The organism is Serratia sp. TSA_7 (assembly GCF_052692135.1).
On the sequence record NZ_JBQZFU010000002.1, the window covers coordinates 289,402 to 313,766 of the forward strand.

Here is a 24,365-nt window from a genome sequence, read left to right on the forward strand (position 1 = left end):
GCTCAGCACGCTGAGCCCCTTCTTGATCAAGGCTGATTTCGCAGCTTCTTCACCTGCTCGGCTGTCACATCCGCCGGCAACCCACCCCAGGTGACCCGCAGATAGTTCACCAATTCCGCCACTTGCGCATCGTCCAGCCGTGCACCAAAGGCCGGCATGCTCTGCATGCTTTCACCGTTGGGGAACTGCTGCGCCGGCAAACCGTCCAGCACCGAGACAATCAGGTTTTTAGCGTCCGGCTGGCGCAGCGTAGCGTTATCGCGCATCGCGACCGCCACATGCGGTTTACCCTCGCCTTCACGTGCATGACAACCGGAACACTGATCCAGATAGCTGATGCGCCCGGCATCGCTGCCCTGCCCCACTTTTACCGGCAGCGCGGCCGGCGGTTGCTCACCCATCAGATAGGTAGCCAACGCCTGATGGTCTTCCGGCGTCAAATGACGCGTGCTGAGATCCACCACCATATGCATTTCGCTGAAGGCGCTGCCCTGCGGCGCAATGCCGGTTGCCAGGAAGCGGTTCAGGTCGTCCGGCGTCCAGCCGCGTTGCGCCAACCCGTGCGGAGTGATGTCCGGCGCCATAAAGCGCCCCAGTTCGCCGCCCTGCATCGGTTTCCCGAGATCCATCTGGCCCAGCATGCCGCGTGGCGTATGGCACTCCCCACAGTGGCCCAGCGTATCCGCCAGATAGCGGCCACGTTGCCACTGCGCCGAAGTCCCCTGCGAACTGGCCGGCAGCGGATCCTGATTGCGGAACAACAGGTTCCAGCCAATCAGCGCCATGCGCTGGTTGAACGGGAACGGCATGGCATTTTCCGGGATGGCAACATCCACCGCCGGGCGCGTCATCAAATAGGCATAAATATCATCGGCATCCTGGCGCGAAATCCCTTTATACGAGGTATAAGGCATCGCCGGGTAGAGATGTCGCCCGCCCGGTGCCACGCCCTGGGTCAGCGCCAGGAAGAAGTCGTCTTTGGTCCAACGGCCAATGCCGTGGTCGGCCGAAGGCGTCAGGTTACTGCCATAAATAGTGCCGAACGGCGTATCCAACGGATAGCCGCCCGCCAAAGGCGCGCCGCCGCTGGCGGTATGGCAGGCTGCGCAGTCGGCGGCCTGGGCCAGATAGCGCCCCCGGACGATTTGTTCGGCGCTGGCGGTCACCTGCTGCACCGGACCGTCGTAGCGGCGGTTTTCCCGCCACCACAGCAGGGCGATAACGATAATCGCCACCAGCAGAATCAACAGTGCGAGACGTTTTTTCATCGCGCCGTCTCCTTCACCAGACCCGGCGTCTTCAGCACCACGTCGCGCACCGCTTCGTAGTAGCGCACATAGCCGGTACAGCGGCAGATATGGTTGTTCAGCGCTTGTTCGATGGCGCTTTCCAGCTGATCGCGCGCAATGGGTTCACGCTTGAGCTTTTCCACAAAAAGGGTGGCGGCGTTGACGAAGCCCGGCGTGCAGTAGCCGCACTGGAAGCTGTAATGTTCGAGAAAGGCCTGCTGGATCGGTGAAAGCTCGACCACCTCGCCGTGTTCATCCACCCTGGCGTGCCCTTCGACGGTGCGCACTTTCTTGCCGCTGAAAAAATGCGCGCCGGTGATGCAGGTGCGCACTTCCTCACTGGTGCCGCTCGGATGATCGACAATCGCCACGCAGGCGTGACAAATGCCCTGCCCGCAGCCCAGGCGCGAACCGGTCAGATCGAGATATTCATGCAGGAAGTCGATCATCATCAGCCCTTCCGGCACCTCGATCGGGCCATACTGTTTATCGTTGACGGTCAGGGAGATCGGCTGGGTTTTAATGCTCATTGTAATACCTCACGAATATTTTCTGCACGAACGGGCAAATCACGGAAACGGTGGCCAGTGGCATGGGCGATAGCGTTAACCAACGCTGCGACCACCGGGATCATCACCACTTCGGCCATGCCTTTTGGCGGATCGGTTTCCGACAGCGCGGGCAGGATGTCGCCGGTCTGCTTCCAGACCGCCACATCGCTGGCTCGCGGCAGGTGGTAACGGTTAAAGTTCCAGGTACCGTTACCCGGCCCGTCTTCGTACAAGGGTAAATATTCGTGCAACGCATGGCCGATGCCCATCGCCAGCCCGCCCTGCAGCTGGCCGGAAACCAGCTCAGGCACAATCAGGTTGCCGCACTCCATGATCGAATGATGGTTAAGCAGTTCCACCTGGCCGGTGGCGATATCCACCGCTACTTCCGCCAAGGTGCCGACGGCGCTGTAATAGGTCACCGCCGCGTTATTGCGCTGGGTCGGAGGATAATAGACCTGGGTGCGCGGCAGCGTTTTGAACTCGCCATTGGCATTGCGTACCGCCAACCCGTCGATCGGCAGGCGCTCACCGTTACCGCTCAGCGTGAAATCCGCCTCCGCCCACTGCCAGCGGTTAAACACGTGCACCGCCGCACCGGTGATACCGCCCATCTGGTAGGCTTTTTTCGCCAACATCTCCAGGCTCAACACCGCCATGCCGGCGGCGGTCAGCCCGCCTTCTACCCAGCGCGCGTCTTCTCTGCGCACCACCAACGGCGCCGCCTGGCCACCGCCGATACCCGCCTGCCACAGCGCCATCGCCGCCGGCCACAAACCGTGATTGAAGATCAGCCGGGCCGCTTCGCGCGTGCTGTGGGAAAAGTAATACGCCGAGTTGCTGGCGCTTGACGGCGAACAGTAGCTTGGCGTCCAGGCTGGGTTGGTTTGCAACTGATCCTGCTCGGCCTGCGACATGATGTAAGGATCGCCGCTGGCGATCATCGGCAGCACTGACCAGTCGGTCACCGAAAAGTGCGCCTCATCCGCCGGTTTGCCCAGCCACTGCGCGCACAGCACCGACTGTGAAGTCGACATGCCGGTCCCCATCTCTGCGCCGCTGTGATACAGCATGATGCGCCCGTCTTCCCCCAGCTCGACGCGAGCAAAGGAGGTTTCCGCCCCGGTGCCGAAGTCTTTTTGCACGCAACCGAAGCCGACGCCATAACGTTTGCCCGGATGCCGGCTCTCAAACTCGGCCTTACGCTGGGCGCGTTGCAGCCACATCTCGTGCTTCGCCGCCTTCTCCAGCACTTCATCGGCACGAATAGCGCCGGCAGGAATAGCGCCCTGGGTGTTTTTCATCCCGGACTTCAGTACGTTGCGCAAACGAAATTCGATCGGGTCAATCTTGAGTTCGGCAGCCAGTTCGTCCACCATCATCTCGGTGGCGGCCATGCTTTGCAGCGTGCCGTAGCCGCGTGCCGAACCGGCGTCGATAGCACGCGAAGCCAATCCCACCGCCGACAAATCGCTTTTCGGGAAGTAGTAAATCGATTGTGCCGCCGTCGCCGCCACCATCACCACCGACGGCGTAAAGTTGCTGCGGCCACCACCGTCTGCCGTCATCTCAGCGTGGAATGATTGCAGCACGCCGGTTTGGCGATTGACCGCAATACGGTAGTTCATGTCGAAAGCGTGGCGTTTCAGCGCCGTCTGGAACTGCTCGAAACGGTCATTGGCCAGGCGTACCGGGTGTCCGTCGCCATACATCGCCGCCACCGCGCCGTAGTACGGGAAGTTAAAGTGATCTTTCGAACCGTAACCGACGGTATAGCACGGGTGCAAAATCAGCTGCTTCACCGGCGGGTTGCGTTTGGCCAGCATGCGCGGCATTTCGTCGGCCACTTCCTGCGGGGACTGGGTCGGCACCACCAGATGCAAAGTCTGCGTCGCCTCATCGAACCAGCCATTGGCGTTGTCCGGCTCCAGCGCCGAAGTATCGACAGACTGCGTGGTATAACGGCGCGACAGTACCAGCCAATCATCCGGCGGCGTTTGCAGCTCAGCGGCAATCAGCCCGGCATAATGCATGCCTTCCTGATCCAGCTTGCCGCCTTCGCGGCCTTCCGGCCAGACCGGCAGGTGTTTCCTCATCGACACCGGGAAAATCGGCGTGTCTTTCAGGCTGGAGAAACGATCGTCATCGAACGGCTGGTCGCCGCCCACCCGCACATAGCGGAAGGTGCCCCAGGGATCGCGCTCCAGCGGGCCGGTCTCGGCACCGTATTTGAGAGTATCTTCGCGGAATTTCAGCTTGTCCTTGGCAAAGCGGAAACGGGCGAAATCGTGATAAATCAGGATCGCCACTGCCTGCCCCAGATAGGCCGGCGTCTTGCCTGCGGGCAGCAGCATGTCGTCGCCATAAAACGCCGGGAAAGCCAGGCCGTCGCGCGCCAAATCTTCCGCCGTCACCAGACGATCCGGTTGCAGGTCGTCTCCCAACAACGAGAGGTCGAGGCCCGCAAACAGCCTGTCGGCCTTGGTTACGCGCAGAATAAAGGCGTGCGCCTGCTTTTGTGGCCAGTGCGGCATATCGACTGCGCGGATATCGCGGGCGAACACCTTCTGCCCCATTACCTTGGCACGGCCGTCAATACGGAAACGCACGCGTTTCTCATGGGCGTCCCAGTTAGGCGACTGAAGAATCTTTTGTTCAAACAGCGCGGCGTAGGCGCGGCTGTAGAGGGGGGCGAGGTAGACGGACACCCCCGCTATCACGGCGCTTTTGATAAAGCGACGCCGTGACGAGTTGAAATTGCTCATAAAAAGTCCTTCACTTCTTTATTGTTGTTTTTTGTGTTCGCGGTGTTGTTGCGCAAACGCTGACGAGCTTGCCGTAGACGTCATAAGCATATGCTTATACCCAAAATTATGTGATGATTAACATCCTGTTTTCAACAAAAACACATATTAAAAACACACATTGGCGGTAAGGTAATCAACAGTTGCGCAAATTCGGGCAGAGCAGATGACAACAGGCATAGTGATCGCCGCCGCCGGGCGTGGGGAACGCTTCTCGCAGGCCGGTGGCGCAGGCAACAAATTAGACGCTGAGTTTGCGGATGAGACGGGTCGCCGGCGCCCGTTGTTCGAACATACCTTGCGCCAGGCGCTGGCCTCCGGCCTGCCGGTGTGGGTCGTCACCCGGCCCGATAACCGGTGGATACAGCAGATTTGCAGCGCGTATCAGGTACCGCTCACGCTGCTCGCCAGCGCAGGCCTCGGGGATTCCATCGCCGCCGGCGTTGACGCCACGCCGCACTGGCAAGGCTGGTTGATCCATCTGGCGGATATGCCGTTCGTCACGCCGGACATCTTCCGGTTGGTCGCCGACGCGTTGCAAGATCATGCGATAGCTCGCCCCTGCTTCGACCAACGGCCTGGCCACCCGGTCGGCTTTGCCGCGCCATTGCGCAAAAGGCTTTGCCAGTTGCGCGGTGATAATGGCGCACGTGAACTGCTGCAAGGGGAAGCGGTTTATCTGTTGCCTCTTGATCGGGCAAGCGTCGTGCAGGATATTGATCTTCCGTCACAGCTACCGGCCAGCGAGTAAAATCATCTATGCAGCATCTTGATATCACCGTGGTCAGCCAGGCGATAAGCTGGCTGAAACAGCAGCCGGTGTGGCTGTGTACCGTACTGAATACTTACGGCTCCTCGCCGCGATCGCCAGGCGCGCTGCTGGCGGCAACCCAGAGCGGGCATTACTGCGGCTCGCTGTCCGGCGGCTGCGTGGAAGAGGATTTTCTGCGGCGCGTGGCGGCCGGGGAGTATCTGGCGGCCAGCCAGGTGATCCGCTACGGTGAAGGCGGCCTGGAGCCGAACGTGGCGTTGCCCTGCGGCGGTGTGCTGGACGTGCTGATTGAATACCTGCCGGCCGGTGACGACAGCATCGGCTACCTGACAAAAATCGCCGGCGCGCTGGACGGACACCACGCGTTGGTCAAACGCCTGACCTTGCCCGATGCCTGCCGCAACCTGGAACTGACCGACTTTGCCAGCGCCACCCAGGTGGAGCGCAATGGGCAGCAAATCACGCTGAATATCGCCGCGGCACCGCGCCTGCTGATTGCCGGGTTATCGAGCGTGGCACTGTATTGCGCCGATTTCGCCGGTTCGTTGGGGTTCGAAGTGCTGGTGTGTGAAAACCGCCCGGAGGCGCTGGATAACTTCGCCCCCCAGCTCCGGCCCGGCGTGACGCTGCTGCGCCAGTTCCCGGCCAAATTTATTGAGGACGGCGGGTGCCACGCCAACACCGCCATCGTGGCGCTGACTCACGACCCGCGGATGGACGACCTGACGCTGATGGAGGCTATACACACCCCGGCATTTTATATCGGCGCCATGGGCTCGCTGCGCAACAGCGCGCGCCGCCGCCAGCGCCTGCAGCAGATTGCCGAGTTCAGCCCACAAGAGCTGGAACGTATTCACGCGCCGATCGGGCTGCCGCTCGGCAGTAAAACCCCGGCGGAAATCGCCCTGGCGGTGATGGCCGATATCGTGCAACAGAAAAATCGCGCGGCGGCCCGGCCTTTCAGTCCAGAGGAATTACGGGCACCAGGTGCTGAAGCTCCAGATGCAGCTCCTCCCGCTCATTGAGCGAATAGCTGAACATCGTCAGGTCAGGCCCTTCCTGGCGGGCCAGGCCAAGCTCCGGCAATATCTGAGTGTATATCTGCACCACATGGTCGTTCAGTGCCACCGGCTTGCCGGAATAACAAAAGCGGCAAAAATCTCCGTGGATGTCCGGCAGCGGCTCCAGCTCGGGATCGGCATTGACAGAACTGCCCGCCTCAACGCCAAGCGAATAGTCGACTCTGACCCGTTGCCCATCCGGCCTAAAATGGGTTAGCGCATAGATCAACGAAGGGCGGCCACCAAGCAGCTTATAGAAATTCTCTTTGATTCCGCTGCGCAGATGCAGATGCGATTTATCCAGATGCTCAATGTCCAGGTGATAGGCGTAATTTTTCCCTCTGAGGAGATACTGGCCTTTATCAACGGTGACGCGATCGACCTTAATATCGCCAGGCTGACCGGCGGACAGCGAACGCACCAGATGGCTGAAGTCCTGCTTGCGGGCATGGCGGTAGACGCTGGGGGATTCGGCAAAGTGCTTTTTGAAACAGCGGGAAAAGGTTTGTTGGTTATCAAATTGATATTCTACGGAAATATCAAGAATGCTCTTTCGCGTGAAACGCAAAGCGAAGGCGGCCAGATACAAACGTCGGGCACGAATATACGATGCCAGCGACAGCCCGGTCTGTTTCTTGAAAAGCCGCTGCAGATACCATTTCGAGTAGCCTGATTTGGCGGACACGATATCCAACGACAGCGGATTGGTCAGATTGTCTTCAATCCAGACCAGCAGATCCTTGATGTGATTTTCCTGCGTTCCCATTTTCTTGCCGAACCTTCCGTTACAAATATGCCTTTGTGCACGTTTTACTGCTTTGTGCGTAGGGTATACAGGTTAAAACGAGGCGTCCAGCGGGCAACAGGACTTTACACAGGAGGGAATTCAGTGTGAAAGTTGCCGCCCCTATCAGGCGGCAACTGTTTTTGAAGGGTTATTTCACGCAGCGCGAGCACTGGCCGGCCTGGATCTTCTGGAAGAAGTCATTGCCTTTGTCGTCCACCAGAATAAACGCCGGGAAATCTTCCACTTCGATTTTCCAGATCGCTTCCATCCCCAGTTCAGGATATTCCACACAGGTCAGGCTCTTGATGCTTTGCTGCGCCAGAACCGCAGCCGGGCCGCCGATGCTGCCAAGGTAGAAACCGCCGTGTTTGTTGCAGGCATCCGTCACCTGCTGGCTGCGGTTGCCCTTCGCCAGCATGATCATGCTGCCACCGTGAGATTGCAGCAGATCGACGTAAGAGTCCATGCGCCCGGCGGTGGTCGGCCCCAACGAACCCGAGGCGTAACCGTCCGGCGTTTTGGCCGGGCCGGCGTAGTAAATCGGGTGATCCTTAATGTATTGCGGCAAACCTTCACCGCGATCCAGACGCTCTTTCAGCTTGGCGTGCGCGATGTCGCGACCCACGATGATAGTGCCGCTCAGCGACAGGCGGGTCGATACCGGATACTGCGACAGCTGCTTGAGGATATCGGCCATCGGGCGGTTGAGGTCGACCTTGATCGCCTCGCCCTCTCCAGCCTGGCGCAGTTCCTGCGGGATAAATTTGCCCGGATTGTGCTCCAGCTTCTCCAGCCAAATGCCGTCGCGGTTGATTTTTCCCTTGATGTTGCGGTCAGCGGAACAGGAAACGCCCATGCCGACCGGGCAGGATGCGCCGTGGCGCGGCAAACGCACCACGCGGATATCGTGCGCAAAGTATTTACCGCCAAATTGCGCGCCCAGCCCCAGGTTCTGCGCTTCTTTCAGCAACTCTTCTTCCAGCGCCACATCACGGAACGCCTGGCCGTGTTCGTTGCCTTCGGTCGGCAGGCCGTCGTAGTACTTGGTCGACGCCAGCTTGACGGTTTTCAGCGTAGCTTCAGCCGAAGTGCCCCCGATGACAAACGCCACGTGGTACGGCGGACAGGCCGCAGTGCCCAGCGTGCGCATTTTATCGACCAGGTAATCTCTCAGCTTGCCCGGCGACAGCAGCGCCTTGGTTTCCTGATACAGATAAGTTTTGTTGGCCGAGCCGCCGCCTTTGGCGACGCACAGGAACTTGTACTCTTCACCGTCCACACTGTAGAGATCGATCTGCGCCGGCAGGTTGCTGCCGGTGTTGACCTCTTTGTACATGTCCAGCGCGGCGTTTTGCGAATAACGCAGGTTGTCTTCGATAAAGGTGTTGTACACCCCACGCGACAGCGCTTCTTCATCGCCGCCGCCGGTCCAGACGCGCTGGCCCTTTTTCCCCATGATGATCGCGGTGCCGGTGTCCTGGCAGGTTGGCAAAATACCCTTGGCGGCGATTTCTGAGTTACGCAGAAATTGCAGCGCAACGTACTTATCGTTTTCGCTGGCGTCCGGATCCTCAAGGATATCGGCAACCTGCTGTTGGTGCGCCGGGCGCAGCATAAACGAAGCGTCATGGAAAGCATGCTGGGCGAGCAGGGTTAACGCTTCGGGGGCAACTTTCAGGATTTCCTGGCCTTCAAACTCACTCACAGAAACGTGATCGCGGCTCAGCAGATAGTATTCGGTATCGTCTTTCTTCAGCGGGAACGGATCTTGATAATGGAACGGTTTATTCGACATTGATCTCTCACTTGCAACATCAGCTGCGTTAAATTCACACTTACTCAGCATGCCCGGGGCAGGCTGCGGCAAAAAACCTCCCACACCTTACGTATTTTTAATCAGTCGGTTATTGCGCTAAATCGCATAATAACCCCTATATTAGCAAGGTATTACTTCAAGGGGTTTTTTCCCAACCTCATACGATGAGCACTGCGGGTACAGACTCAGCATGCACGCTTTATTATCCCGCAGTTAACACATTGATTACAATCCATCAGAGACGATCGGGTTATCAATGCGGTGAAAAACCTGCAGGGAGTGAGCAAAGAATTAGTTTTCCGTCTTGTTGCCAGCCGGGGCGCCTTTGCTTAAGCTACCCACAATGAACAAAGTAAGAATCCCCATTGCACTGCAACAGGCGGTAATGCGCTGTCTGCGGGAAAAGCTTCAGCTGGCCCGCCAGCATTTTTCCGTCGAGTTTCCTGAACCCAAAGTCGTTTACCAGCAGCGCGGCACCACTGCGGGCACCGCCTGGCTGCAAGCCTGGGAAATCAGGCTGAATCCGGTGCTGCTAATGGAAAATCAGCAGCCGTTTATCGATGAAGTGGTGCCGCATGAGCTGGCGCACCTGTTGGTGTTTCGCCAGTTTGGCCGTGTGCCGCCGCATGGCCGCGAATGGCGCCAGATGATGGAGAGCGTCTTGCGGGTGCCCGCCAGCCGCACCCACCAGTTCGAAATCGCCTCGGTGCAGAGCAAAACCTTCCCCTACCTGTGCCGCTGTCAGCAGCACCAGCTCACCGTGCGCCGTCACAATCGGGTGCTGCGCGGTGAAAGCGAATACCGCTGTCGCCAATGCGGCGAAAAGCTGAGATTTATCGCTATCGAAAACCTTTAACGAAACGATTTATACGTTAAAACAAGTAAATATCACCATTTGCCACTGCCATAAACTTCCGTTACCCTGCCTGCTTTTCCAATTTCGAGCTGTTTTGGAATATGCTTCGCAAAATTCTGTTTATGGTGGTTTTCATTGCAGGTGCCGCCCACGGCATCAATAATTTCTCTCAGGCCAAGACAGCGGCGGCCAAAATCAATCAGGATGCGCCCGGCTCTTTTTACTGCGGATGCCGGATCGACTGGCAGGGTAAAAAAGGCATTCCTGACCTCAAGAGCTGCGGCTATCAGGTGCGTAAAAACGCCCAGCGTGCGCAGCGTATTGAATGGGAACACGTGGTGCCGGCCTGGCAGTTCGGCCATCAGTTGCAATGCTGGCAGCAAGGCGGCCGCAAAAACTGCAATAAAGACGCGACCTACCGCCAGATCGAAACCGATCTGCACAACCTGCAGCCGGCTATCGGGGAAGTGAACGGCGATCGCAATAACTTTATGTACAGCCAGTGGAAAGGGGGCGAAGGCCAGTACGGCCAATGCCCGATGAAAGTGGACTTCAAAAATAAGCAGGCTGAGCCGCCGGCGCGGGCCCGTGGCGCTATAGCACGCACCTATTTCTATATGCGCGACCGTTATCAACTGCGGCTTTCACGCCAGCAAACCCAATTGTTCGACGTGTGGAACCGCCAATATCCGGTCAGCCAATGGGAATGTCTGCGTGAAGCACGCATCGCTAAGGTTCAGGGCAATCATAACGCCTATATTCAACAGGCTTGCCAGCAACGAAAAGGCTAACCTACTATATACCCGTCGCCTTTCAAGCCGCAGCGTTGTTCCCTGCACTTGCTCACCCCAGTCACTTACTTAAGTAAGCTCCTGGGGATGAACGAGCTGGGCGCCTAGCTGCAACTCGAAATTCATAGGGTATAGCCTCTATCTATCAAGCTGCCTACCCCTTTAGTCAGGATCGAATATTCACATGCGTATACCCCGCATTTATCACCCGCAACCCTTGATCGACAATGCGGAAATCGCGCTGAGCGAAGACGCCGCCAACCACGTCGGACGCGTGCTGCGCATGAGCGCCAGCCAGACGTTGCAGCTATTCGACGGCAGTAACCGGGTGTTTAACGCCGAGATCGTTCGGGTCGATAAGAAAAGCGTGCAGGTGCAACTCGGCGCCGGCCAGTTGGAAGACCGTGAATCACCGCTCAATCTACACCTGGGCCAGGTGATTTCCCGTGGGGAGAAGATGGAGTTCACCATTCAGAAATCCATCGAGCTGGGCGTTAACGTCATTACACCGTTGTTTTCCGAACGCTGCGGCGTCAAGTTGGACGGCGAACGTCTGGCGAAAAAAATTCAGCAATGGCAGAAAATCGCCGTCGCCGCCTGCGAACAATGCGGCCGCAACCGCATTCCGGAAATTCGCGAGGCCATGCAGTTGGAAGCCTGGTGCGCCGAGCAGGACGGCAGTCTGAAGCTTAACCTGCACCCGCGCGCCAGCCACAGCATCAATACCCTGCCGCTGCCGGTGGACCATGTCCGCCTGCTGATTGGGCCGGAAGGCGGGTTATCCGCCGACGAAATTGCGATGACCACCGGCTACGGATTTACTGATATCCTGCTGGGGCCACGCGTTCTGCGTACAGAAACTACAGCGCTCACCGCAATTACCGCTTTGCAGGTACGTTTCGGCGATCTGGGTTAAAGGAGAGAAAATGATTAAGCTCGGCATCGTGATGGACCCTATCGCCTCCATCAATATCAAGAAAGACACCAGCTTCGCCATGCTGCTCGAAGCGCAGCGCCGTGGCTGGGAACTGCATTATATGGAGATGAACGATCTCTATCTGCACGCCGGCGATGGGCGCGCACGCACCCGCTTGCTGAGCGTGAAAGAAGATAAAGAGAGCTGGTTCAGCTTCGGAGCCGAGCAGGATCTGGCGCTGCAGGATCTGGACGTGATCCTGATGCGCAAGGATCCGCCATTCGATACCGAATACATCTACGCGACCTACATTCTGGAGCGCGCAGAGGTGAAAGGCACGCTGGTGGTCAACAAGCCTCAGAGCCTGCGTGACTGCAACGAGAAGCTGTTCACCGCCTGGTTCCCGGAACTGACGCCGGACACCCTGGTCAGCCGTAGCGCAGCCCACATCCGCAAATTCCACCAGCAGCACGGCGATATCATCCTCAAACCGCTGGATGGCATGGGCGGCGCGTCCATCTTCCGCGTGAAGCAAGACGATCCTAACCTGTCGGTGATTATCGAAACCTTAACCGAGCACGGCAGCCGTTTCTGCATGGCGCAAAACTTCCTGCCGGCGATCAAGGAAGGCGATAAGCGCATTCTGGTGGTTGACGGCGAACCGGTGCCCTACTGCCTGGCGCGCATCCCGGCGCAGGGGGAAACCCGTGGTAATCTGGCCGCCGGTGGCCGTGGCGAACCGCGCCCTCTGAGCGAAAGCGACTGGAAAATTGCCCGCGCAGTGGCCCCGACGCTGAAAGAGAAAGGCCTGATCTTCGTTGGCCTGGACGTGATCGGCGATCGTCTGACCGAGATCAACGTCACCAGCCCAACCTGTGCGCGCGAAATCGAAGCGGCCTTCCCGGTTTCCATCACCGGCATGCTGATGGACGCGATCGAAAAACGTCTGGCAGCGAAGTAATCCGCCATGCGGGCGGCGCTGTCGCCCGCAATCCTGACCTTCCAAAGCGCGTGCAGCCAACAACGCTGCGGTTTGAAAGGCTACGGGTATATACCCTATGGATTTCGAGTTGCAGCTAGGCGGCCAGCTCGCTCATCCTCAGGCGCTTACTCAAGTAAGTAACTGAGGTGAGCGCGTGCAGCCAACAACGCTGCGGCTTGAAAGGCGACGGGTATAGCCGCATACTGGCGGCTGTTTAACTTCTCACCACTCAATTACCTTAAATAACGCCATGAATTTACAGCACCATTTTCTTATCGCCATGCCATCTCTTCAGGATCCTCGCTTCAAACGCTCGGTGATTTACGTCTGCGAGCACAATGAAGAGGGGGCCATGGGCCTGGTGATCAACAAGCCGGTGGAACAGTTCACGGTGGAAACGGTGCTGAGCAAGCTGAAGATCATGCCGCCCGCTCGCAATCCGGCCATCAGCCTGGATAGGCCGGTATTCGCCGGCGGCCCATTGGCGGACGATCGCGGTTTTATCCTGCATACGCCGCGCAGTGGCTTCGGTTCCAGCATCCAGATCTCGCCGGATACCATGATCACCACTTCAAAAGACGTATTGGAAACGCTGGGTACTCCGGAGCAGCCGGATGACGTGCTGGTGGCGCTCGGCTATGCCGGCTGGGAAAAAGGCCAGCTGGAACAGGAAGTGCTGGAAAACGCCTGGCTGACCATCGAAGCCGATACCGACATTCTGTTCCATACGCCGATCGCCAGCCGCTGGCGCGAGGCCGCCAACCTTCTTGGTATTGATATCCGCAGCATTGCCAACCACGCAGGACACGCCTGATGACCAACCGCACCATTATCGCCTTCGACTTCGGCACCAAAAGCATCGGCGCGGCCATAGGTCAGGAACTCACCGGCAGCGCCCGCGCGTTGGCGGCGTTCAAAGCGCAGGACGGCTCACCGGACTGGCAAAAGATCGAAAAGCTGCTGAAAGAGTGGCAGCCGGATCTGGTGGTGGTCGGCCTGCCGTTGAATATGGATGGCACCGAGCAGTTGGTGACCGACCAGGCACGCAAATTCGCCAACCGCCTGCATGGCCGCTTTGGCGTGCAGATCGCACTGCATGACGAACGCCTCAGCACCGTCGAAGCGCGCGCCAATCTGTTCGATCGCGGCGGTTTCCGCGCTCTGGACAAAGGCAGCGTAGACTCCGCCTCCGCAGTCGTGATTCTGGAAAGCTGGTTCGAACGGCAACGGGGCTAACCCGTCATACTTGAAGCTGCATCTGTGTTGGCTGCGTGCGCTCCCCCCAGTCACTTACTTGAGTAAGCTCCTGGGGATTCACGCTCTTGCCGCCTTGATACAACTCCAATTATTTAGGGTATAAACGCTCTCTCTCTCTCTCTCTCTATCTTCACACGCTATCTCCCAGCAAACCGGCGTCGATCCGCTGCTGCAACCCCTGTTCAAAAGTCTGCATGCCGGACTGCGCGCCGGTTTGCAGCACGCTGGCGAGCTGATGGGTTTTGCCTTCGCGGATCATGCTGCTGACCGCCGCCGTCGCCGTCAGCACCTCAAAGATTGCCACCCGCCCGCCACCAGGCCTGCTTAGCAGCTTTTGCGCAATCACCGCCTGCAGGCTGGCAGCCAGCTGTGCGCGCACATAAGGCTTTTCTTCTGCCGGGAAAACGTCTACCAAACGATCCACCGCCTGCGGCGCGCTGCGGGTATGCAGCGTCGCCAGCACCAAATGGCCGGTTTCCGCCGCGGTGAGCGCCAGACGGATGGTGGTGGTGTCACGCAGTTCTCCCAACAGGATCACATCCGGATCTTCACGCAGCGCGGCGCGTAGCGCTTCGTCAAAACTGTGGCTATCGCGGCCCAGTTCGCGCTGTTGAATCAACGACTTCCGGCTATGGTGCATAAATTCGATCGGGTCTTCCAGCGTGATGACATGCCGGCGTTGATGCTGATTGATGTCGTCAATCATCGCCGCCAGCGTGGTGGATTTACCGCTGCCGGTCGCGCCGGTGACCAATATCAGACCATCCTCACGCCGCAGCAGCGCGGGGACAATGGCCGGTGCCGCTAACGCCGCCAGCGTCGGGCAGTGGCCGGCGATCAACCGCAGCGCGATGGATATCCCCAGGCTTTGCAAAAAGAAATTGGCGCGCAGCCGGATATCGCCCGCCAGCGTCAACGCCAGATCGAGCTGCCCATGCTGCTGCAAAAGCTGTCGCTGCGGCGGTTGCAGCAGCGTGCCGCACAGCTGGTGCATTCGCTCCTGAGTCAGTATTTCCGCCCCTTCCAGCGGTTGCAGTTCACCATCAATGCGCAACATGGGTTGATGGCCCGCACAAAGGTGCAGATCGGAAGCATTATGCTTTACACTAAGGGCCACGAATTCGTCGATATCCATATCAATCTCCTGGGTCAATAATGAGCACTATCCAACAGAATCTGCAGGATGTCAGAAGCCGCATCGCGACAGCCGCTCAAGGTTGCGCACGCGCTCCAGAAGAAATCACTCTGCTTGCAGTCAGCAAAACCAAACCTGTGGCGGCGATCGCAGAAGCCATCGCGGCCGGCCAGCGCGCCTTTGGCGAGAATTACGTGCAGGAAGGCGTGGATAAAGTTCAGCATTTCGCCACGCAGCCGGAAGGCGCAACGCTGGATTGGCACTTTATCGGCCCCTTGCAATCCAATAAAAGCCGGCTGGTGGCGGAGCACTTCGCCTGGTGCCACACGGTGGATCGGCTGCGCATCGCCCAACGCCTCAGCGATCAACGCCCGGCTGGCATGCCGCCGCTTAACGTTCTGATCCAAATTAATATCAGCGATGAACAGAGTAAATCTGGCATTGTACTGGCTGAATTACCGGCGCTGGCTGAGGCGGTAGCCGCGCTGCCGAACCTTAGGTTGCGCGGGCTGATGGCGATTCCCGCTCCGGAAGAAGACTACCAACGCCAGTTGGCGGTCTTCGGCCAGATGAGCGACGCCTTCCTGGCCCTGCAACAGCATTATCCGCAGGTGGATACCCTGTCGATGGGCATGACGGATGATATGGCGGCGGCGATTGCCGCAGGCAGCACCCTGGTGCGTATCGGCACCGCAATTTTTGGCGCTCGTGATTATTCACCGGCCTGACATATAACGAGGGATTTTGATGCAACATCGTAAGATTACCTTTATTGGCGCCGGCAACATGGCGCGCGCGATTATCGCCGGCCTGGTGGCGGGCGGATACCCGGCTAAACTCATCAGCGTCTGTGCGCCTTCGGCTAAAAACCGCGATGCGTTGGCGGCGGACTACGGCATCGTCAGCAGCGGCGACAACCTGGCCTGCGCACGCGAGGCCGAGGTCGTGGTGCTGGCGGTAAAACCGCAGATGATGGCCGACGTCTGTCAGCCGCTGCAACAGGTCGATTTCTCCGGCAAGCTGGTGCTGTCGATCGCCGCCGGCATTCAGGTCAGCCGTTTTTACCAACTGTTGAGCGACAAGCTGAGCATCGTGCGCATTATGCCCAATACCCCGTCTCTGGTTGGCAAAGGCATGAGCGGCCTGTACGCGCCGCAACAGGTCAGCCAGCAGGATCGCGACTACACCGGCGATTTGATGGCCTCCGTCGGCAAGGTTTGCTGGGTGGATGACGAAAACGGCATCAACGGCGTCATCGCCGCCGCAGGCAGCGCACCGGCCTACTTCTTCCTGTTTATGGAAGCCATGCAGCAAGAAGCCGAGCGCATGGGCTTCGACGGCCAAACCGCACGCGAGCTGGTGCAACAGGCCGCTTCCGGCGCCGCCGCGTTGGTGGAAGCCAATCCGGACACGCCATTATCGACCCTGCGCGAGCAGGTCACCTCCAAAGGCGGCACCACCGCCGAAGCGCTGCGGGTCTTCAACGAGCAGCAACTGCCGGAGACCGTGGCCAAAGCCATGCGCGCGGCGGTTTCCCGTGCGCAGGAAATGGAAAAATCATTTTAAATAACCGAGAGTTAAGGAGAAGGACCCTTTCATGCTAACGCTGACTTTTTTGGTCAAAACCGTTATTGATCTTTACGTTATGGTGCTGCTGCTACGCATTTGGATGCAGTGGACGCGTACCGACTTTTATAACCCGTTCGCCCAGTTCGTGGTGAAGATCACCCAACCGGTGGTCGGCCCGCTGCGTCGCATCATTCCGTCACTGGGGCCTGTCGACAGCGCTTCGCTGTTGCTGGCGTTCCTGCTGATGACCATCAAGTACCCGCTGTTGCTGCTGATCCAGGGCGGCGCGATGTCGCTCAGCCCGTATAACCTGCTGTTTGGCCTGATTTCGCTGGTCAAGTCGGCGGGTTATCTGATCTTCTGGGTGATGATTATCCGCGCCCTGATGAGCTGGATCAGCCAGGGCCGCAGCCCGATTGACTATGTGATGTATCAGCTGACCGAACCCCTGATGGCCCCGATCCGCCGCATTCTTCCCGCCATGGGCGGCATCGATTTTTCAGCGATGGTGGTGATCCTGATCCTGTATCTGATCAACTACCTGGGTATGGATTTGTTCGGTGAGATCTGGTTCCTGCTGTGAGTGCAGTTACCCCCGTGCTGGACGGGCTGGCGATCAGGCTATATATTCAGCCGAAAGCCAGCCGCGACCAGATTATCGGTTTGCATGGCGACGAACTTAAAGTCGCCATTACCGCCCCGCCGGTTGACGGCCAGGCCAACGCTCATCTGATCAAGTTTATCGCCAAGCAGTTTAAAGTGGCGAAAAGCAACGTCACTATCGAGAAAGGCGAACTGGGGCGGCATAAACAGTTACGCATCGTCAATCCGCAACAAATCCCCGCCGTGGTCGCGGCGCTTATCGAATAATGTTCAAGGTAGTCATCATGCAAAAAGTCGTTCTTGCCACCGGTAACCCGGGAAAAGTGCGTGAACTCGCCGACCTGCTGGCCGATTTCGGTCTGAACGTGGTCGCACAAACCGAGCTGGGCGTGGATTCCGCCGAGGAAACCGGCCTGACGTTTATCGAAAACGCCATCCTGAAAGCCCGTCACGCGGCGCAAATCACCGGCCTGCCGGCGATCGCCGATGATTCCGGCCTGGCAGTGGACGCCCTGGGCGGCGCGCCTGGCATCTATTCTGCGCGCTACGCCGGCGTAGACGCTTCTGACCAGCAAAACCTCGACAAGCTGCTGGTGGCGCTGAAAGACGTGCCGCAAGGCAGCCGCGGCGCGCAGTTCCACTGCGTGCTGGTGTACATGCGCCATGCAGAAGACCCTACGCCGCTGGTGTTCCACGGCAGTTGGGCGGGTGAAATCATCTTTGAATCCGCCGGTGCCGGTGGTTTCGGTTACGATCCTGTCTTCTACGTCCCGGAGTTGGGCCGCACCGCCGCCGAACTGAGCCGCGACGAGAAGAGCGCGGTATCACACCGCGGTAAGGCGCTGAAGCTGATGCTGGAAGCCATGCGCAATGCTTAAGTTGCCACCGCTGAGTTTGTACATTCACATCCCGTGGTGCGTGCAGAAGTGCCCGTACTGCGACTTCAACTCGCATGCGTTGAAGGGTGAAGTGCCGCATCAGGAATACGTCGATCACCTGCTGGCCGATCTGGATGCCGATCTGCCGCTGGCAGGCGGCCGGGAAATCAGCACCATTTTTATCGGTGGCGGTACCCCCAGCCTGCTGAGTGCCGAGGCGATGCAATCGCTGCTCGACGGCGTGCGGGCGCGTATTCGCGTCGCCGATGACGCGGAGATCACCATGGAGGCCAACCCCGGCACCGTGGAAGCCGATCGCTTCAGCGGCTACCAGCGCGCCGGTGTGAACCGCATTTCGATCGGCGTGCAGAGCTTCAGCGCGGAGAAGTTAACCCGTCTGGGGCGCATTCACGGCCCGGAAGAGGCCAAGCGCGCGGCACACCTGGCCACCGGTCTCGGCTTGCGCAGTTTTAACCTCGATCTGATGCACGGTTTACCGGACCAGTCGCTGGAAGAGGCGCTGGACGATCTGCGCCAGGCGATCGCTTTGAACCCGCCGCACCTGTCGTGGTATCAGCTGACCATCGAGCCAAACACCCTGTTCAGCTCGCGGCCGCCGGTGCTGCCGGACGACGACGCGCTGTGGGACATCTTCGAACGCGGCCACCAACTGCTGAGCGCCGCCGGCTACCGGCAGTATGAAACCTCGGCCTACGCCAAGCCGGGCTACCAATGCCAACACAACCTCAACTACTGGCGCTTCGGCGACTATCTTGGGATTGGCTGCGGCGCGCACGGCAAACTGACCTTCAGCGACGGCCGCATTCTGCGCACCGCGAAAACCAAGCATCCGCGCGGTTTTATGCAGGGCAAGTACATGGACAAACAGCATGAGGTGACGACGGCAGATCGGCCGTTCGAGTTCTTTATGAACCGCTTCCGCCTGCTGGAGGCCGCGCCGCGTGCCGATTTCGCCCACTACACCGGGCTGGACGAAAGCGTGATTCGCCCACAGTTGGATGAAGCGCTGGCAAAAGGCTATCTGGAGGAAACGGCGGAATACTGGCAGATCACCGAAAAAGGCAAGCTGTTCCTTAACTCGCTGCTGGAGCTGTTCCTGGCGGACGAATAAAAAAAAGCGCTGAATTATCAGCGCTTTTTATTAATTCAACGGACCTGTGTCTCAGGCCGCCTGATGGGGGCGATGTGTCACATCGCCACGCCCCTTTAGCAAACCCTCAACGGAAATATCTTCATCCAACGCATCCCAATGGATCCCACAAGCACTCAACTCATAGCAAACGCGTTGTTCATCCGTTGCATTCAGCAACCGGGGGAACCATGTTAGCGGAACACCAATAATTCTGGCATCGCTCAGTTCCACCCACATTGTCACCTCATCAAAGCGGACAGCTTTAGCTGAAATACTCATTCCAGGCCTCCAAAAACAGCGACTGGTGATCTTCAATAATTCCAGTTAACTCTTTTAATACTCTGGAATTAAACCCATCATTGCGTGCCAGTTGCACAACCGGCGTCAACCAGAACTTGGCTTCCGTCCCCGCGTCTCTGACATGAATATGAGCTGGCTCTAACGGATCGCCTTCATTTGAGTAAAAGAAAAACTTATACCCTTTAAAACGAAATATCACTGGCATCAATGCAAAATCCTTTTGGCAATTGATTATAGTTTAGCCAGTTTGTCAGATAGTCGTCAGCAGGTCAAAAAACGCTCCGATAGTGATAAAGCTAATGTTACTTCAACGCGTTAAGCAGGTCTTTACGCTGGGTTTCCAGGCCGGTAACGCGGTTGCAGACGTCGTGACCAAAGTTCTGGAAATCCTGCTCCTGGTTGTTCCATTCGTTCTGAATCGCCTTCTGCAGGCCACCCAGGTTGCCCATAATCGCCTGCAACGGATTACCGCCGCTGCTGGCGGCCTGCTTGACGCCCATCTCGTTCAGGCTGTCTTGCAACACGCCGCCCATGCTTTGCTGCACAAGGTTGCGGCCATCCTGCTCAACCTGGTCGATCGCCTTGTGGTGGAAGGCCAGGCCGTCGCTGCGGTGTTCGATAATGCGGTTCATCTGCTGCTTAAGCTGGTCGTTCAGCGTGGTCAGGCGGTTGCGCACATTGCTGTCGCTACCCAGTTCCTTCACGATCACCTTGTCCAGCGCCACCCGCGCTTTTTCCAGATGCTGCTGCGCGCCCTTGTCGATCCACGGCAGTTCTTTGCGTAGCGCACTCTGGTAACTGAAAGCTTTCTGACGCTGGCTGTCGTTGAGGCTCAGCGCCTGGCCGTTACGGGTGACATCGCCATCCGCCGAAATCTGCAGATTGCCGCTGGCGCCAGTCACCTGCACGTTTTGCGGGCTGATAACCACGTCGTCCTGAGGTTTCACGCTGCACTGATATTCGGCATGCGCCTGTGAAGCGGTCAACAGCAGTAAGGCTAACCCGGTTTTCTTTAACATATTTTCTCCTGACTCACTTCCGTGGTGGGATTAAAAAATCGAACGGCTAATCCGTTGAGACAACAGTTCCAGCGCCGCAGTTCCCGCCAGGGAGTTACCGGATGCATCCAGCTCCGGCGACCAGACGGCGATCGACAGCTCATCGGGCACGATAGCGACAATGCCGCCGCCCACGCCGGATTTGCCCGGCATGCCTACCCGATAAGCGAACTCCCCCGCGCCGTCGTACATGCCGCTAGTCATCATCAGCGCGTTGATCTGGCGGGCTTGCAGCGGGCTTATCACTTCGCGCCCACTGAGGTCGCGCCCGTGATTGGCCAGATAGGCAAAGCTGCGCGCCAGCTCCACGCAGCTCATGCGCAGCGCGCAGTAGTGGAAATAGGTTTGCAAAACGGTGAGCACGTCGTTTTCGAAGTTGCCGAACGACTTCATCAAATAGGCTATCGCCGCGTTGCGATCGGAGTGTTCGAACTCGGAGCGCGCCACGCGGGAATCATAGGCCAGATCGTCTTCGCCGGTCAGTTGCCGCACCACTTCCAGCATCCGCTGTTTAGGGGCGCTGAGCCGGGTTTGCAGCATGTCGCACACCACCAGCGCGCCGGGATTGATAAACGGATTGCGCGGCTTGCCCTGTTCCATTTCCAACTGCAACAGCGAGTTGAACGGCAGGCCGGAAGGCTCTTTGCCGACCCGTTGCCAGATCTCGTGTTCCTGGTAGCGCGTCAGCGCCAGCGTCAGGCTCAGCACTTTGGAAATGGACTGAATAGAGAAACGTTCCGTGGCGTCCCCGGCCTGGAACATCTCGCCGTCGACGGTGCAAACGGCGATCGCCAGACGGTCGGCGGCCACTTCCGCCAGCGCCGGTATATAGTCCGCCACTTTCCCTTTGCCAATCAGCGGGCGCACCTGTTGCAGGATGTCATCCAGCAACGCGTTATCCAATGTCGTTACCACCTCGGTCACACTCCGGACAAAACAAAGGTGCCGTTAAGGCACCTGAGAATGCTGAAAAAGTTCTCTGTAGTTAAAAGCAGCGCTATGAGTGCCAATAAAAACAAAGAATCAGATTTTCTGTTTTACCCCAACCCAGCGAAAACCACGTTTTTCGGCGGGTTATCCACAGTCTAAGGTGCCGTTAAGGCACCTTAAATCAATGAATGGCACGGCGCGATGCCGCACTCATCGGGCCGGTAAAATCAATCCCACCAGATATCGAACAGATCGCTGACCTTAACGTCGGACAGCTTGCGCGCTTCCAGCCATTTTTTGACCAGTTCACGCTGTTCGTCGGTGCAATGACCGATGGTTTGCAGGCAGATTAACCCTTCCCACTGCAGATAGCCGCTGCCGTCAAACGCCAGGCCATTCGGCTCAATCACTTCGTCGATGAAAGCGTCCAGCGTGCTGTCGATATCCTCAACCGCGGTGCCTTCGGCAAAGCGCCATGCTACGGAGAAACCCAGCTCCTGAAACTCTTCAATGTGTAACTTTTTACGTAAACGACGACTGCGGTTCTTAGCCATTATTCTTTCCTCTCAAACATCAAATCCCAAACGCCATGTCCCAGACGCTGGCCGCGTAATTCAAATTTTGTCAGCGGGCGTGAATCCGGACGCGGCACGTAATCATTATCGCTGGAAAGATTACGGTAGCCTGAGATCCCGTTCATAACCTCTAACATATGTTCTGCATAAGGTTGCCAGTCGGTGGCCATATGGAATACGCCCCCGACTTTCAGTTTGCGTCGCACCAGTTCAACAAACGGCGTCTGTACGATGCGGCGTTTGTTGTGGCGCGCTTTGTGCCACGGATCGGGGAAAAACAGCTGCACCATGTCCAGCGATCCGTCCGGGATCATATTCTCCAGCACCTCAACCGCATCGTGACACATCACGCGCAGGTTGCTCAATTCCGCTTCAGTGGCGTCCGCCAGGCAAGCGCCCACGCCCGGCGAATGTACCTCAATCCCCAGGAAGTTCTGCTGCGGATTGTTGCTCGCCATGGTCACCAGCGAGGCGCCCATGCCAAAACCGATCTCCAGCACGGTCGGCGCTTCGCGCCCGAACAGTGCGGCGATATCGACAGGTTCAGCCTGATACTCCACGCCCATCACCGGCCAATAGTTGTCCAGCGCGTGCTGCTGGCCTTTGGTCAACCGCCCCTGGCGGCGGACAAAACTGCGGATACGGCGCATCGCGCGGCCGTTCTCATCAAATTCCGGGGAGATGACGTCATTAATCATAGTGCTTTCTGTCTGTTTGGCTGCCAATTAGGGAAACGCGCATTATGCAAAGATACCTTGGTTTAGCAAGTGTTCATCTTGATACCTGCCGTGCGACGTCGGAAAGTTCCGGTTTACAGCAACATGACTCTATGCTGCAATCTCGCTTCATTTTCTGCCGGATATCGAATCTGCTTATGATGCAAGCACAACAGTTCGCACAGGTAGTGCTTGACTGGTACCAGCGTTACGGTCGTAAAACCCTGCCGTGGCAGCTTGATAAGACCGCCTATCAAGTATGGCTCTCCGAGGTCATGTTGCAACAAACTCAGGTTGCCACCGTTATTCCTTATTTTCAGCGTTTTATGGCACGCTTTCCCAACGTACGCGCCTTGGCAGACGCGCCGCTGGACGAAGTGCTGCACCTGTGGACCGGCCTGGGCTACTATGCCCGCGCGCGCAACCTGCATAAGGCGGCGCAGACCATTGTCGCACAGCACGGCGGCGAGTTCCCGACAACCTTTGAAGAAATCGCCGCTTTGCCCGGCATCGGCCGATCAACCGCCGGTGCGGTGCTGTCGCTGGCGCTCGGTCAACACTATCCGATCCTCGACGGCAACGTGAAGCGCGTGCTGGCCCGCTGCTATGCGGTTGAGGGCTGGCCGGGCAAGAAAGACGTAGAGAACCGCCTGTGGCGGATCAGTGAAGACGTCACCCCGGCCAAGGGCGTCAGCCAGTTCAATCAGGCGATGATGGATCTGGGGGCGATGGTCTGCACCCGCTCCAAACCCAAATGCGAGCTGTGCCCCCTTAATACCGGCTGCATCGCTTACGCTAACCACAGTTGGGCAAAATACCCCGGCAAAAAACCGAAGCAGACGCTGCCGGAAAAAACCGCCTACTTCTTATTGCTGCAAAGCGGCGAGCGGGCGTGGCTGGAACAGCGCCCGGCCGTAGGGCTGTGGGGGGGGCTGTTTTGCTTCCCGCAGTTCAGCGAACGCGAAGAGATGGAACTCTGGCTGCAACAGCGCGGTCTGAAAGGCAATCGCCTGGAGCAGTTGACCGCATTTCGCCATACTTTCAGCCATTTTCATCTCGATATCGTGCCAATGTGGCTGGAAATGAACGATGCCGGCGGCAGTATGGATGAGGGGGTCGGTCTCTGGTATAACCTGGCGCAACCGCCCGCCGTCGGGCTGGCAGCGCCGGTTGACCGCCTGTTGCAACAGTTGGCAAAACACTCCCCGCTCCAACAGGGTTTATTTGGCGCTAGCGCCATTGATGAGGAATTAGCATGAGCAGAACCATTTTTTGTACCTTCTTGCAGCGCGATGCCGAAGGGCAGGACTTCCAACTTTATCCAGGGGACATAGGCAAACGCATCTATAACGAGATCTCGAAAGAGGCCTGGGCCGAATGGATGAAAAAGCAGACCATGCTGATCAACGAGAAAAAACTGAACATGATGAACGTGGATGACCGCAAACTGCTGGAAGCCGAAATGGTCAAATTCCTGTTCGAAGGGCACGACGTCCATATCGAAGGCTATACGCCACCGAGCGAATAATGCTGTTGGGGCCAGGCGCTGGCCCTTCCAAAACTTCT

Annotated in this window: 28 protein-coding genes; 16 read left to right on the plus strand and 12 right to left on the minus strand. The window is 58.0% G+C overall.

Annotation, left to right across the window (positions count from 1 at the left end):
* Positions 1-26: 26 nt before the first annotated feature.
* Genes ACUTQW_RS10245 through ACUTQW_RS10255 form a run of 3 tightly spaced genes read right to left on the minus strand, consistent with a single transcriptional unit; the run spans position 27 to position 4,605 of the window.
* The gene (locus ACUTQW_RS10245; protein ID WP_006327894.1) at positions 27-1,268 is read right to left on the minus strand and encodes a cytochrome c; all 1,242 of its coding nucleotides are present in this window, start codon (positions 1,266-1,268) and stop codon (positions 27-29) included.
* Positions 1,265-1,819 carry a (2Fe-2S)-binding protein gene (locus tag ACUTQW_RS10250; protein ID WP_006327895.1) on the minus strand — a complete coding sequence of 185 codons (555 nt, stop codon included), beginning with the start codon at positions 1,817-1,819 and terminating at the stop codon, positions 1,265-1,267. Before ACUTQW_RS10250 ends, ACUTQW_RS10245 begins: the two co-directional genes overlap by 4 nt.
* Positions 1,816-4,605: a xanthine dehydrogenase family protein molybdopterin-binding subunit gene (locus ACUTQW_RS10255; RefSeq protein WP_006327896.1), complete on the minus strand. Its 2,790-nt coding sequence runs from the start codon at positions 4,603-4,605 to the stop codon at positions 1,816-1,818. The genes ACUTQW_RS10250 and ACUTQW_RS10255 overlap by 4 nt, the downstream gene beginning before the upstream one ends.
* A 205-nt stretch (positions 4,606-4,810) precedes the next feature.
* On the opposite strand from ACUTQW_RS10255, the gene ACUTQW_RS10260 reads away from it, so the two are divergent.
* Positions 4,811-5,395: a nucleotidyltransferase family protein gene (locus ACUTQW_RS10260; RefSeq protein WP_006327897.1), complete on the plus strand. Its 585-nt coding sequence runs from the start codon at positions 4,811-4,813 to the stop codon at positions 5,393-5,395.
* An 8-nt stretch (positions 5,396-5,403) separates the two neighbouring features.
* Positions 5,404-6,441: an XdhC family protein gene (locus ACUTQW_RS10265; protein ID WP_006327899.1), complete on the plus strand. Its 1,038-nt coding sequence runs from the start codon at positions 5,404-5,406 to the stop codon at positions 6,439-6,441.
* Here ACUTQW_RS10265 and ACUTQW_RS10270 read toward each other — a convergent pair.
* Positions 6,377-7,243, minus strand: a complete 867-nt coding sequence (locus ACUTQW_RS10270; RefSeq protein WP_037433625.1) for a helix-turn-helix domain-containing protein — start codon at positions 7,241-7,243, stop codon at positions 6,377-6,379. The two genes, ACUTQW_RS10265 and ACUTQW_RS10270, sit on opposite strands and share 65 nt — an antisense overlap.
* Before the next feature lie 169 nt (positions 7,244-7,412).
* Positions 7,413-9,059 carry a class I fumarate hydratase FumA gene (gene fumA / locus ACUTQW_RS10275; RefSeq protein WP_004947983.1) on the minus strand — a complete coding sequence of 549 codons (1,647 nt, stop codon included), beginning with the start codon at positions 9,057-9,059 and terminating at the stop codon, positions 7,413-7,415.
* Between the two features lie 364 nt (positions 9,060-9,423).
* Between fumA and ACUTQW_RS10280 the strand changes: the two genes are divergently transcribed.
* From ACUTQW_RS10280 to ruvX, 6 genes are all read left to right on the plus strand, one after another.
* Complete coding sequence (locus ACUTQW_RS10280; RefSeq protein WP_004947987.1) at positions 9,424-9,936, plus strand: SprT family zinc-dependent metalloprotease; 513 nt, start codon at positions 9,424-9,426, stop codon at positions 9,934-9,936.
* 101 nt (positions 9,937-10,037) lie between these two features.
* On the plus strand, positions 10,038-10,727 hold the full coding sequence (endA, locus tag ACUTQW_RS10285; protein WP_445654849.1) for a deoxyribonuclease I: 690 nt from the start codon (positions 10,038-10,040) through the stop codon (positions 10,725-10,727).
* 184 nt (positions 10,728-10,911) lie between these two features.
* Positions 10,912-11,643, plus strand: a complete 732-nt coding sequence (gene rsmE / locus ACUTQW_RS10290; protein WP_006327901.1) for a 16S rRNA (uracil(1498)-N(3))-methyltransferase — start codon at positions 10,912-10,914, stop codon at positions 11,641-11,643.
* Between the two features lie 10 nt (positions 11,644-11,653).
* Positions 11,654-12,604, plus strand: coding sequence for a glutathione synthase (gene gshB / locus ACUTQW_RS10295; RefSeq protein ID WP_004947997.1), 951 nt, complete (start codon positions 11,654-11,656; stop codon positions 12,602-12,604).
* A 271-nt stretch (positions 12,605-12,875) separates the two neighbouring features.
* A complete protein-coding gene (locus ACUTQW_RS10300) occupies positions 12,876-13,439 on the plus strand; it encodes a YqgE/AlgH family protein (protein WP_004948000.1) in 564 nt (187 codons plus the stop codon).
* On the plus strand, positions 13,439-13,861 hold the full coding sequence (gene ruvX, locus ACUTQW_RS10305; RefSeq protein WP_004948002.1) for a Holliday junction resolvase RuvX: 423 nt from the start codon (positions 13,439-13,441) through the stop codon (positions 13,859-13,861). Before ACUTQW_RS10300 ends, ruvX begins: the two co-directional genes overlap by 1 nt.
* Before the next feature lie 151 nt (positions 13,862-14,012).
* On the opposite strand, the gene ACUTQW_RS10310 is transcribed toward ruvX, so the two are convergent.
* On the minus strand, positions 14,013-15,017 hold the full coding sequence (locus tag ACUTQW_RS10310) for a type IV pilus twitching motility protein PilT (RefSeq protein ID WP_006327902.1): 1,005 nt from the start codon (positions 15,015-15,017) through the stop codon (positions 14,013-14,015).
* A 20-nt stretch (positions 15,018-15,037) separates the two neighbouring features.
* Here ACUTQW_RS10310 and ACUTQW_RS10315 point away from each other — a divergent pair, with 20 nt between their 5' ends.
* Genes ACUTQW_RS10315 through hemW form a run of 6 tightly spaced genes read left to right on the plus strand, consistent with a single transcriptional unit; the run spans position 15,038 to position 19,199 of the window.
* Positions 15,038-15,745: a YggS family pyridoxal phosphate-dependent enzyme gene (locus tag ACUTQW_RS10315; protein WP_004948006.1), complete on the plus strand. Its 708-nt coding sequence runs from the start codon at positions 15,038-15,040 to the stop codon at positions 15,743-15,745.
* Positions 15,746-15,764: 19 nt separating this feature from the next.
* Entirely contained in the window at positions 15,765-16,583 is an 819-nt protein-coding gene (gene proC / locus ACUTQW_RS10320; RefSeq protein ID WP_006327903.1) for a pyrroline-5-carboxylate reductase, read from the plus strand.
* 31 nt (positions 16,584-16,614) lie between these two features.
* The gene (locus ACUTQW_RS10325; RefSeq protein WP_004948012.1) at positions 16,615-17,169 is read left to right on the plus strand and encodes a YggT family protein; all 555 of its coding nucleotides are present in this window, start codon (positions 16,615-16,617) and stop codon (positions 17,167-17,169) included.
* The gene (gene yggU / locus ACUTQW_RS10330) at positions 17,166-17,456 is read left to right on the plus strand and encodes a DUF167 family protein YggU (protein WP_004948014.1); all 291 of its coding nucleotides are present in this window, start codon (positions 17,166-17,168) and stop codon (positions 17,454-17,456) included. Before ACUTQW_RS10325 ends, yggU begins: the two co-directional genes overlap by 4 nt.
* Before the next feature lie 17 nt (positions 17,457-17,473).
* Positions 17,474-18,067: an XTP/dITP diphosphatase gene (locus ACUTQW_RS10335; protein ID WP_006327904.1), complete on the plus strand. Its 594-nt coding sequence runs from the start codon at positions 17,474-17,476 to the stop codon at positions 18,065-18,067.
* A complete protein-coding gene (gene hemW / locus ACUTQW_RS10340) occupies positions 18,060-19,199 on the plus strand; it encodes a radical SAM family heme chaperone HemW (RefSeq protein ID WP_006327905.1) in 1,140 nt (379 codons plus the stop codon). The genes ACUTQW_RS10335 and hemW overlap by 8 nt, the downstream gene beginning before the upstream one ends.
* A 51-nt stretch (positions 19,200-19,250) precedes the next feature.
* Here hemW and ACUTQW_RS10345 read toward each other — a convergent pair whose 3' ends face one another.
* The 6 genes from ACUTQW_RS10345 to trmB all read right to left on the minus strand — a co-directional run bounded on the left by ACUTQW_RS10345 (position 19,251) and on the right by trmB (position 22,781).
* Positions 19,251-19,499 carry a DUF2442 domain-containing protein gene (locus tag ACUTQW_RS10345; protein WP_020439741.1) on the minus strand — a complete coding sequence of 83 codons (249 nt, stop codon included), beginning with the start codon at positions 19,497-19,499 and terminating at the stop codon, positions 19,251-19,253.
* Positions 19,483-19,725, minus strand: a complete 243-nt coding sequence (locus ACUTQW_RS10350; RefSeq protein WP_006327907.1) for a DUF4160 domain-containing protein — start codon at positions 19,723-19,725, stop codon at positions 19,483-19,485. The genes ACUTQW_RS10345 and ACUTQW_RS10350 overlap by 17 nt, the downstream gene beginning before the upstream one ends.
* A 97-nt stretch (positions 19,726-19,822) precedes the next feature.
* Positions 19,823-20,539 carry a YggN family protein gene (locus tag ACUTQW_RS10355; protein ID WP_004948025.1) on the minus strand — a complete coding sequence of 239 codons (717 nt, stop codon included), beginning with the start codon at positions 20,537-20,539 and terminating at the stop codon, positions 19,823-19,825.
* Positions 20,540-20,569: 30 nt separating this feature from the next.
* A complete protein-coding gene (gene glsB / locus ACUTQW_RS10360) occupies positions 20,570-21,493 on the minus strand; it encodes a glutaminase B (RefSeq protein ID WP_065506855.1) in 924 nt (307 codons plus the stop codon).
* A gap of 242 nt (positions 21,494-21,735) precedes the next feature.
* Entirely contained in the window at positions 21,736-22,062 is a 327-nt protein-coding gene (locus ACUTQW_RS10365) for a YggL family protein (protein WP_004948032.1), read from the minus strand.
* Entirely contained in the window at positions 22,062-22,781 is a 720-nt protein-coding gene (trmB, locus tag ACUTQW_RS10370) for a tRNA (guanosine(46)-N7)-methyltransferase TrmB (RefSeq protein WP_004948035.1), read from the minus strand. The genes ACUTQW_RS10365 and trmB overlap by 1 nt, the downstream gene beginning before the upstream one ends.
* A gap of 176 nt (positions 22,782-22,957) precedes the next feature.
* Here trmB and mutY point away from each other — a divergent pair, with 176 nt between their 5' ends.
* On the plus strand, positions 22,958-24,058 hold the full coding sequence (gene mutY / locus ACUTQW_RS10375; RefSeq protein WP_407821942.1) for an A/G-specific adenine glycosylase: 1,101 nt from the start codon (positions 22,958-22,960) through the stop codon (positions 24,056-24,058).
* Positions 24,055-24,327, plus strand: a complete 273-nt coding sequence (locus ACUTQW_RS10380) for an oxidative damage protection protein (RefSeq protein WP_004948040.1) — start codon at positions 24,055-24,057, stop codon at positions 24,325-24,327. The genes mutY and ACUTQW_RS10380 overlap by 4 nt, the downstream gene beginning before the upstream one ends.
* Positions 24,328-24,365 lie beyond the last annotated feature (38 nt).

Coding starts and splice junctions, on each gene's coding strand:
- proC (WP_006327903.1), top strand. CDS start 15,765: ATGCAACATCGTAAGATTACCTTTATTGGCGCCGGCAACATGGCGCGC.
- ruvX (WP_004948002.1), top strand. CDS start 13,439: ATGACCAACCGCACCATTATCGCCTTCGACTTCGGCACCAAAAGCATC.
- ACUTQW_RS10260 (WP_006327897.1), top strand. CDS start 4,811: ATGACAACAGGCATAGTGATCGCCGCCGCCGGGCGTGGGGAACGCTTC.
- ACUTQW_RS10270 (WP_037433625.1), bottom strand. CDS start 7,243: ATGGGAACGCAGGAAAATCACATCAAGGATCTGCTGGTCTGGATTGAA.
- ACUTQW_RS10365 (WP_004948032.1), bottom strand. CDS start 22,062: ATGGCTAAGAACCGCAGTCGTCGTTTACGTAAAAAGTTACACATTGAA.
- rsmE (WP_006327901.1), top strand. CDS start 10,912: ATGCGTATACCCCGCATTTATCACCCGCAACCCTTGATCGACAATGCG.
- ACUTQW_RS10250 (WP_006327895.1), bottom strand. CDS start 1,819: ATGAGCATTAAAACCCAGCCGATCTCCCTGACCGTCAACGATAAACAG.
- ACUTQW_RS10255 (WP_006327896.1), bottom strand. CDS start 4,605: ATGAGCAATTTCAACTCGTCACGGCGTCGCTTTATCAAAAGCGCCGTG.
- trmB (WP_004948035.1), bottom strand. CDS start 22,781: ATGATTAATGACGTCATCTCCCCGGAATTTGATGAGAACGGCCGCGCG.
- gshB (WP_004947997.1), top strand. CDS start 11,654: ATGATTAAGCTCGGCATCGTGATGGACCCTATCGCCTCCATCAATATC.
- ACUTQW_RS10350 (WP_006327907.1), bottom strand. CDS start 19,725: ATGCCAGTGATATTTCGTTTTAAAGGGTATAAGTTTTTCTTTTACTCA.
- ACUTQW_RS10335 (WP_006327904.1), top strand. CDS start 17,474: ATGCAAAAAGTCGTTCTTGCCACCGGTAACCCGGGAAAAGTGCGTGAA.
- mutY (WP_407821942.1), top strand. CDS start 22,958: ATGATGCAAGCACAACAGTTCGCACAGGTAGTGCTTGACTGGTACCAG.
- ACUTQW_RS10265 (WP_006327899.1), top strand. CDS start 5,404: ATGCAGCATCTTGATATCACCGTGGTCAGCCAGGCGATAAGCTGGCTG.
- ACUTQW_RS10315 (WP_004948006.1), top strand. CDS start 15,038: ATGAGCACTATCCAACAGAATCTGCAGGATGTCAGAAGCCGCATCGCG.
- endA (WP_445654849.1), top strand. CDS start 10,038: ATGCTTCGCAAAATTCTGTTTATGGTGGTTTTCATTGCAGGTGCCGCC.
- ACUTQW_RS10245 (WP_006327894.1), bottom strand. CDS start 1,268: ATGAAAAAACGTCTCGCACTGTTGATTCTGCTGGTGGCGATTATCGTT.
- ACUTQW_RS10355 (WP_004948025.1), bottom strand. CDS start 20,539: ATGTTAAAGAAAACCGGGTTAGCCTTACTGCTGTTGACCGCTTCACAG.
- ACUTQW_RS10310 (WP_006327902.1), bottom strand. CDS start 15,017: ATGGATATCGACGAATTCGTGGCCCTTAGTGTAAAGCATAATGCTTCC.
- ACUTQW_RS10380 (WP_004948040.1), top strand. CDS start 24,055: ATGAGCAGAACCATTTTTTGTACCTTCTTGCAGCGCGATGCCGAAGGG.
- ACUTQW_RS10325 (WP_004948012.1), top strand. CDS start 16,615: ATGCTAACGCTGACTTTTTTGGTCAAAACCGTTATTGATCTTTACGTT.
- fumA (WP_004947983.1), bottom strand. CDS start 9,059: ATGTCGAATAAACCGTTCCATTATCAAGATCCGTTCCCGCTGAAGAAA.
- ACUTQW_RS10280 (WP_004947987.1), top strand. CDS start 9,424: ATGAACAAAGTAAGAATCCCCATTGCACTGCAACAGGCGGTAATGCGC.
- hemW (WP_006327905.1), top strand. CDS start 18,060: ATGCTTAAGTTGCCACCGCTGAGTTTGTACATTCACATCCCGTGGTGC.
- ACUTQW_RS10300 (WP_004948000.1), top strand. CDS start 12,876: ATGAATTTACAGCACCATTTTCTTATCGCCATGCCATCTCTTCAGGAT.
- ACUTQW_RS10345 (WP_020439741.1), bottom strand. CDS start 19,499: ATGAGTATTTCAGCTAAAGCTGTCCGCTTTGATGAGGTGACAATGTGG.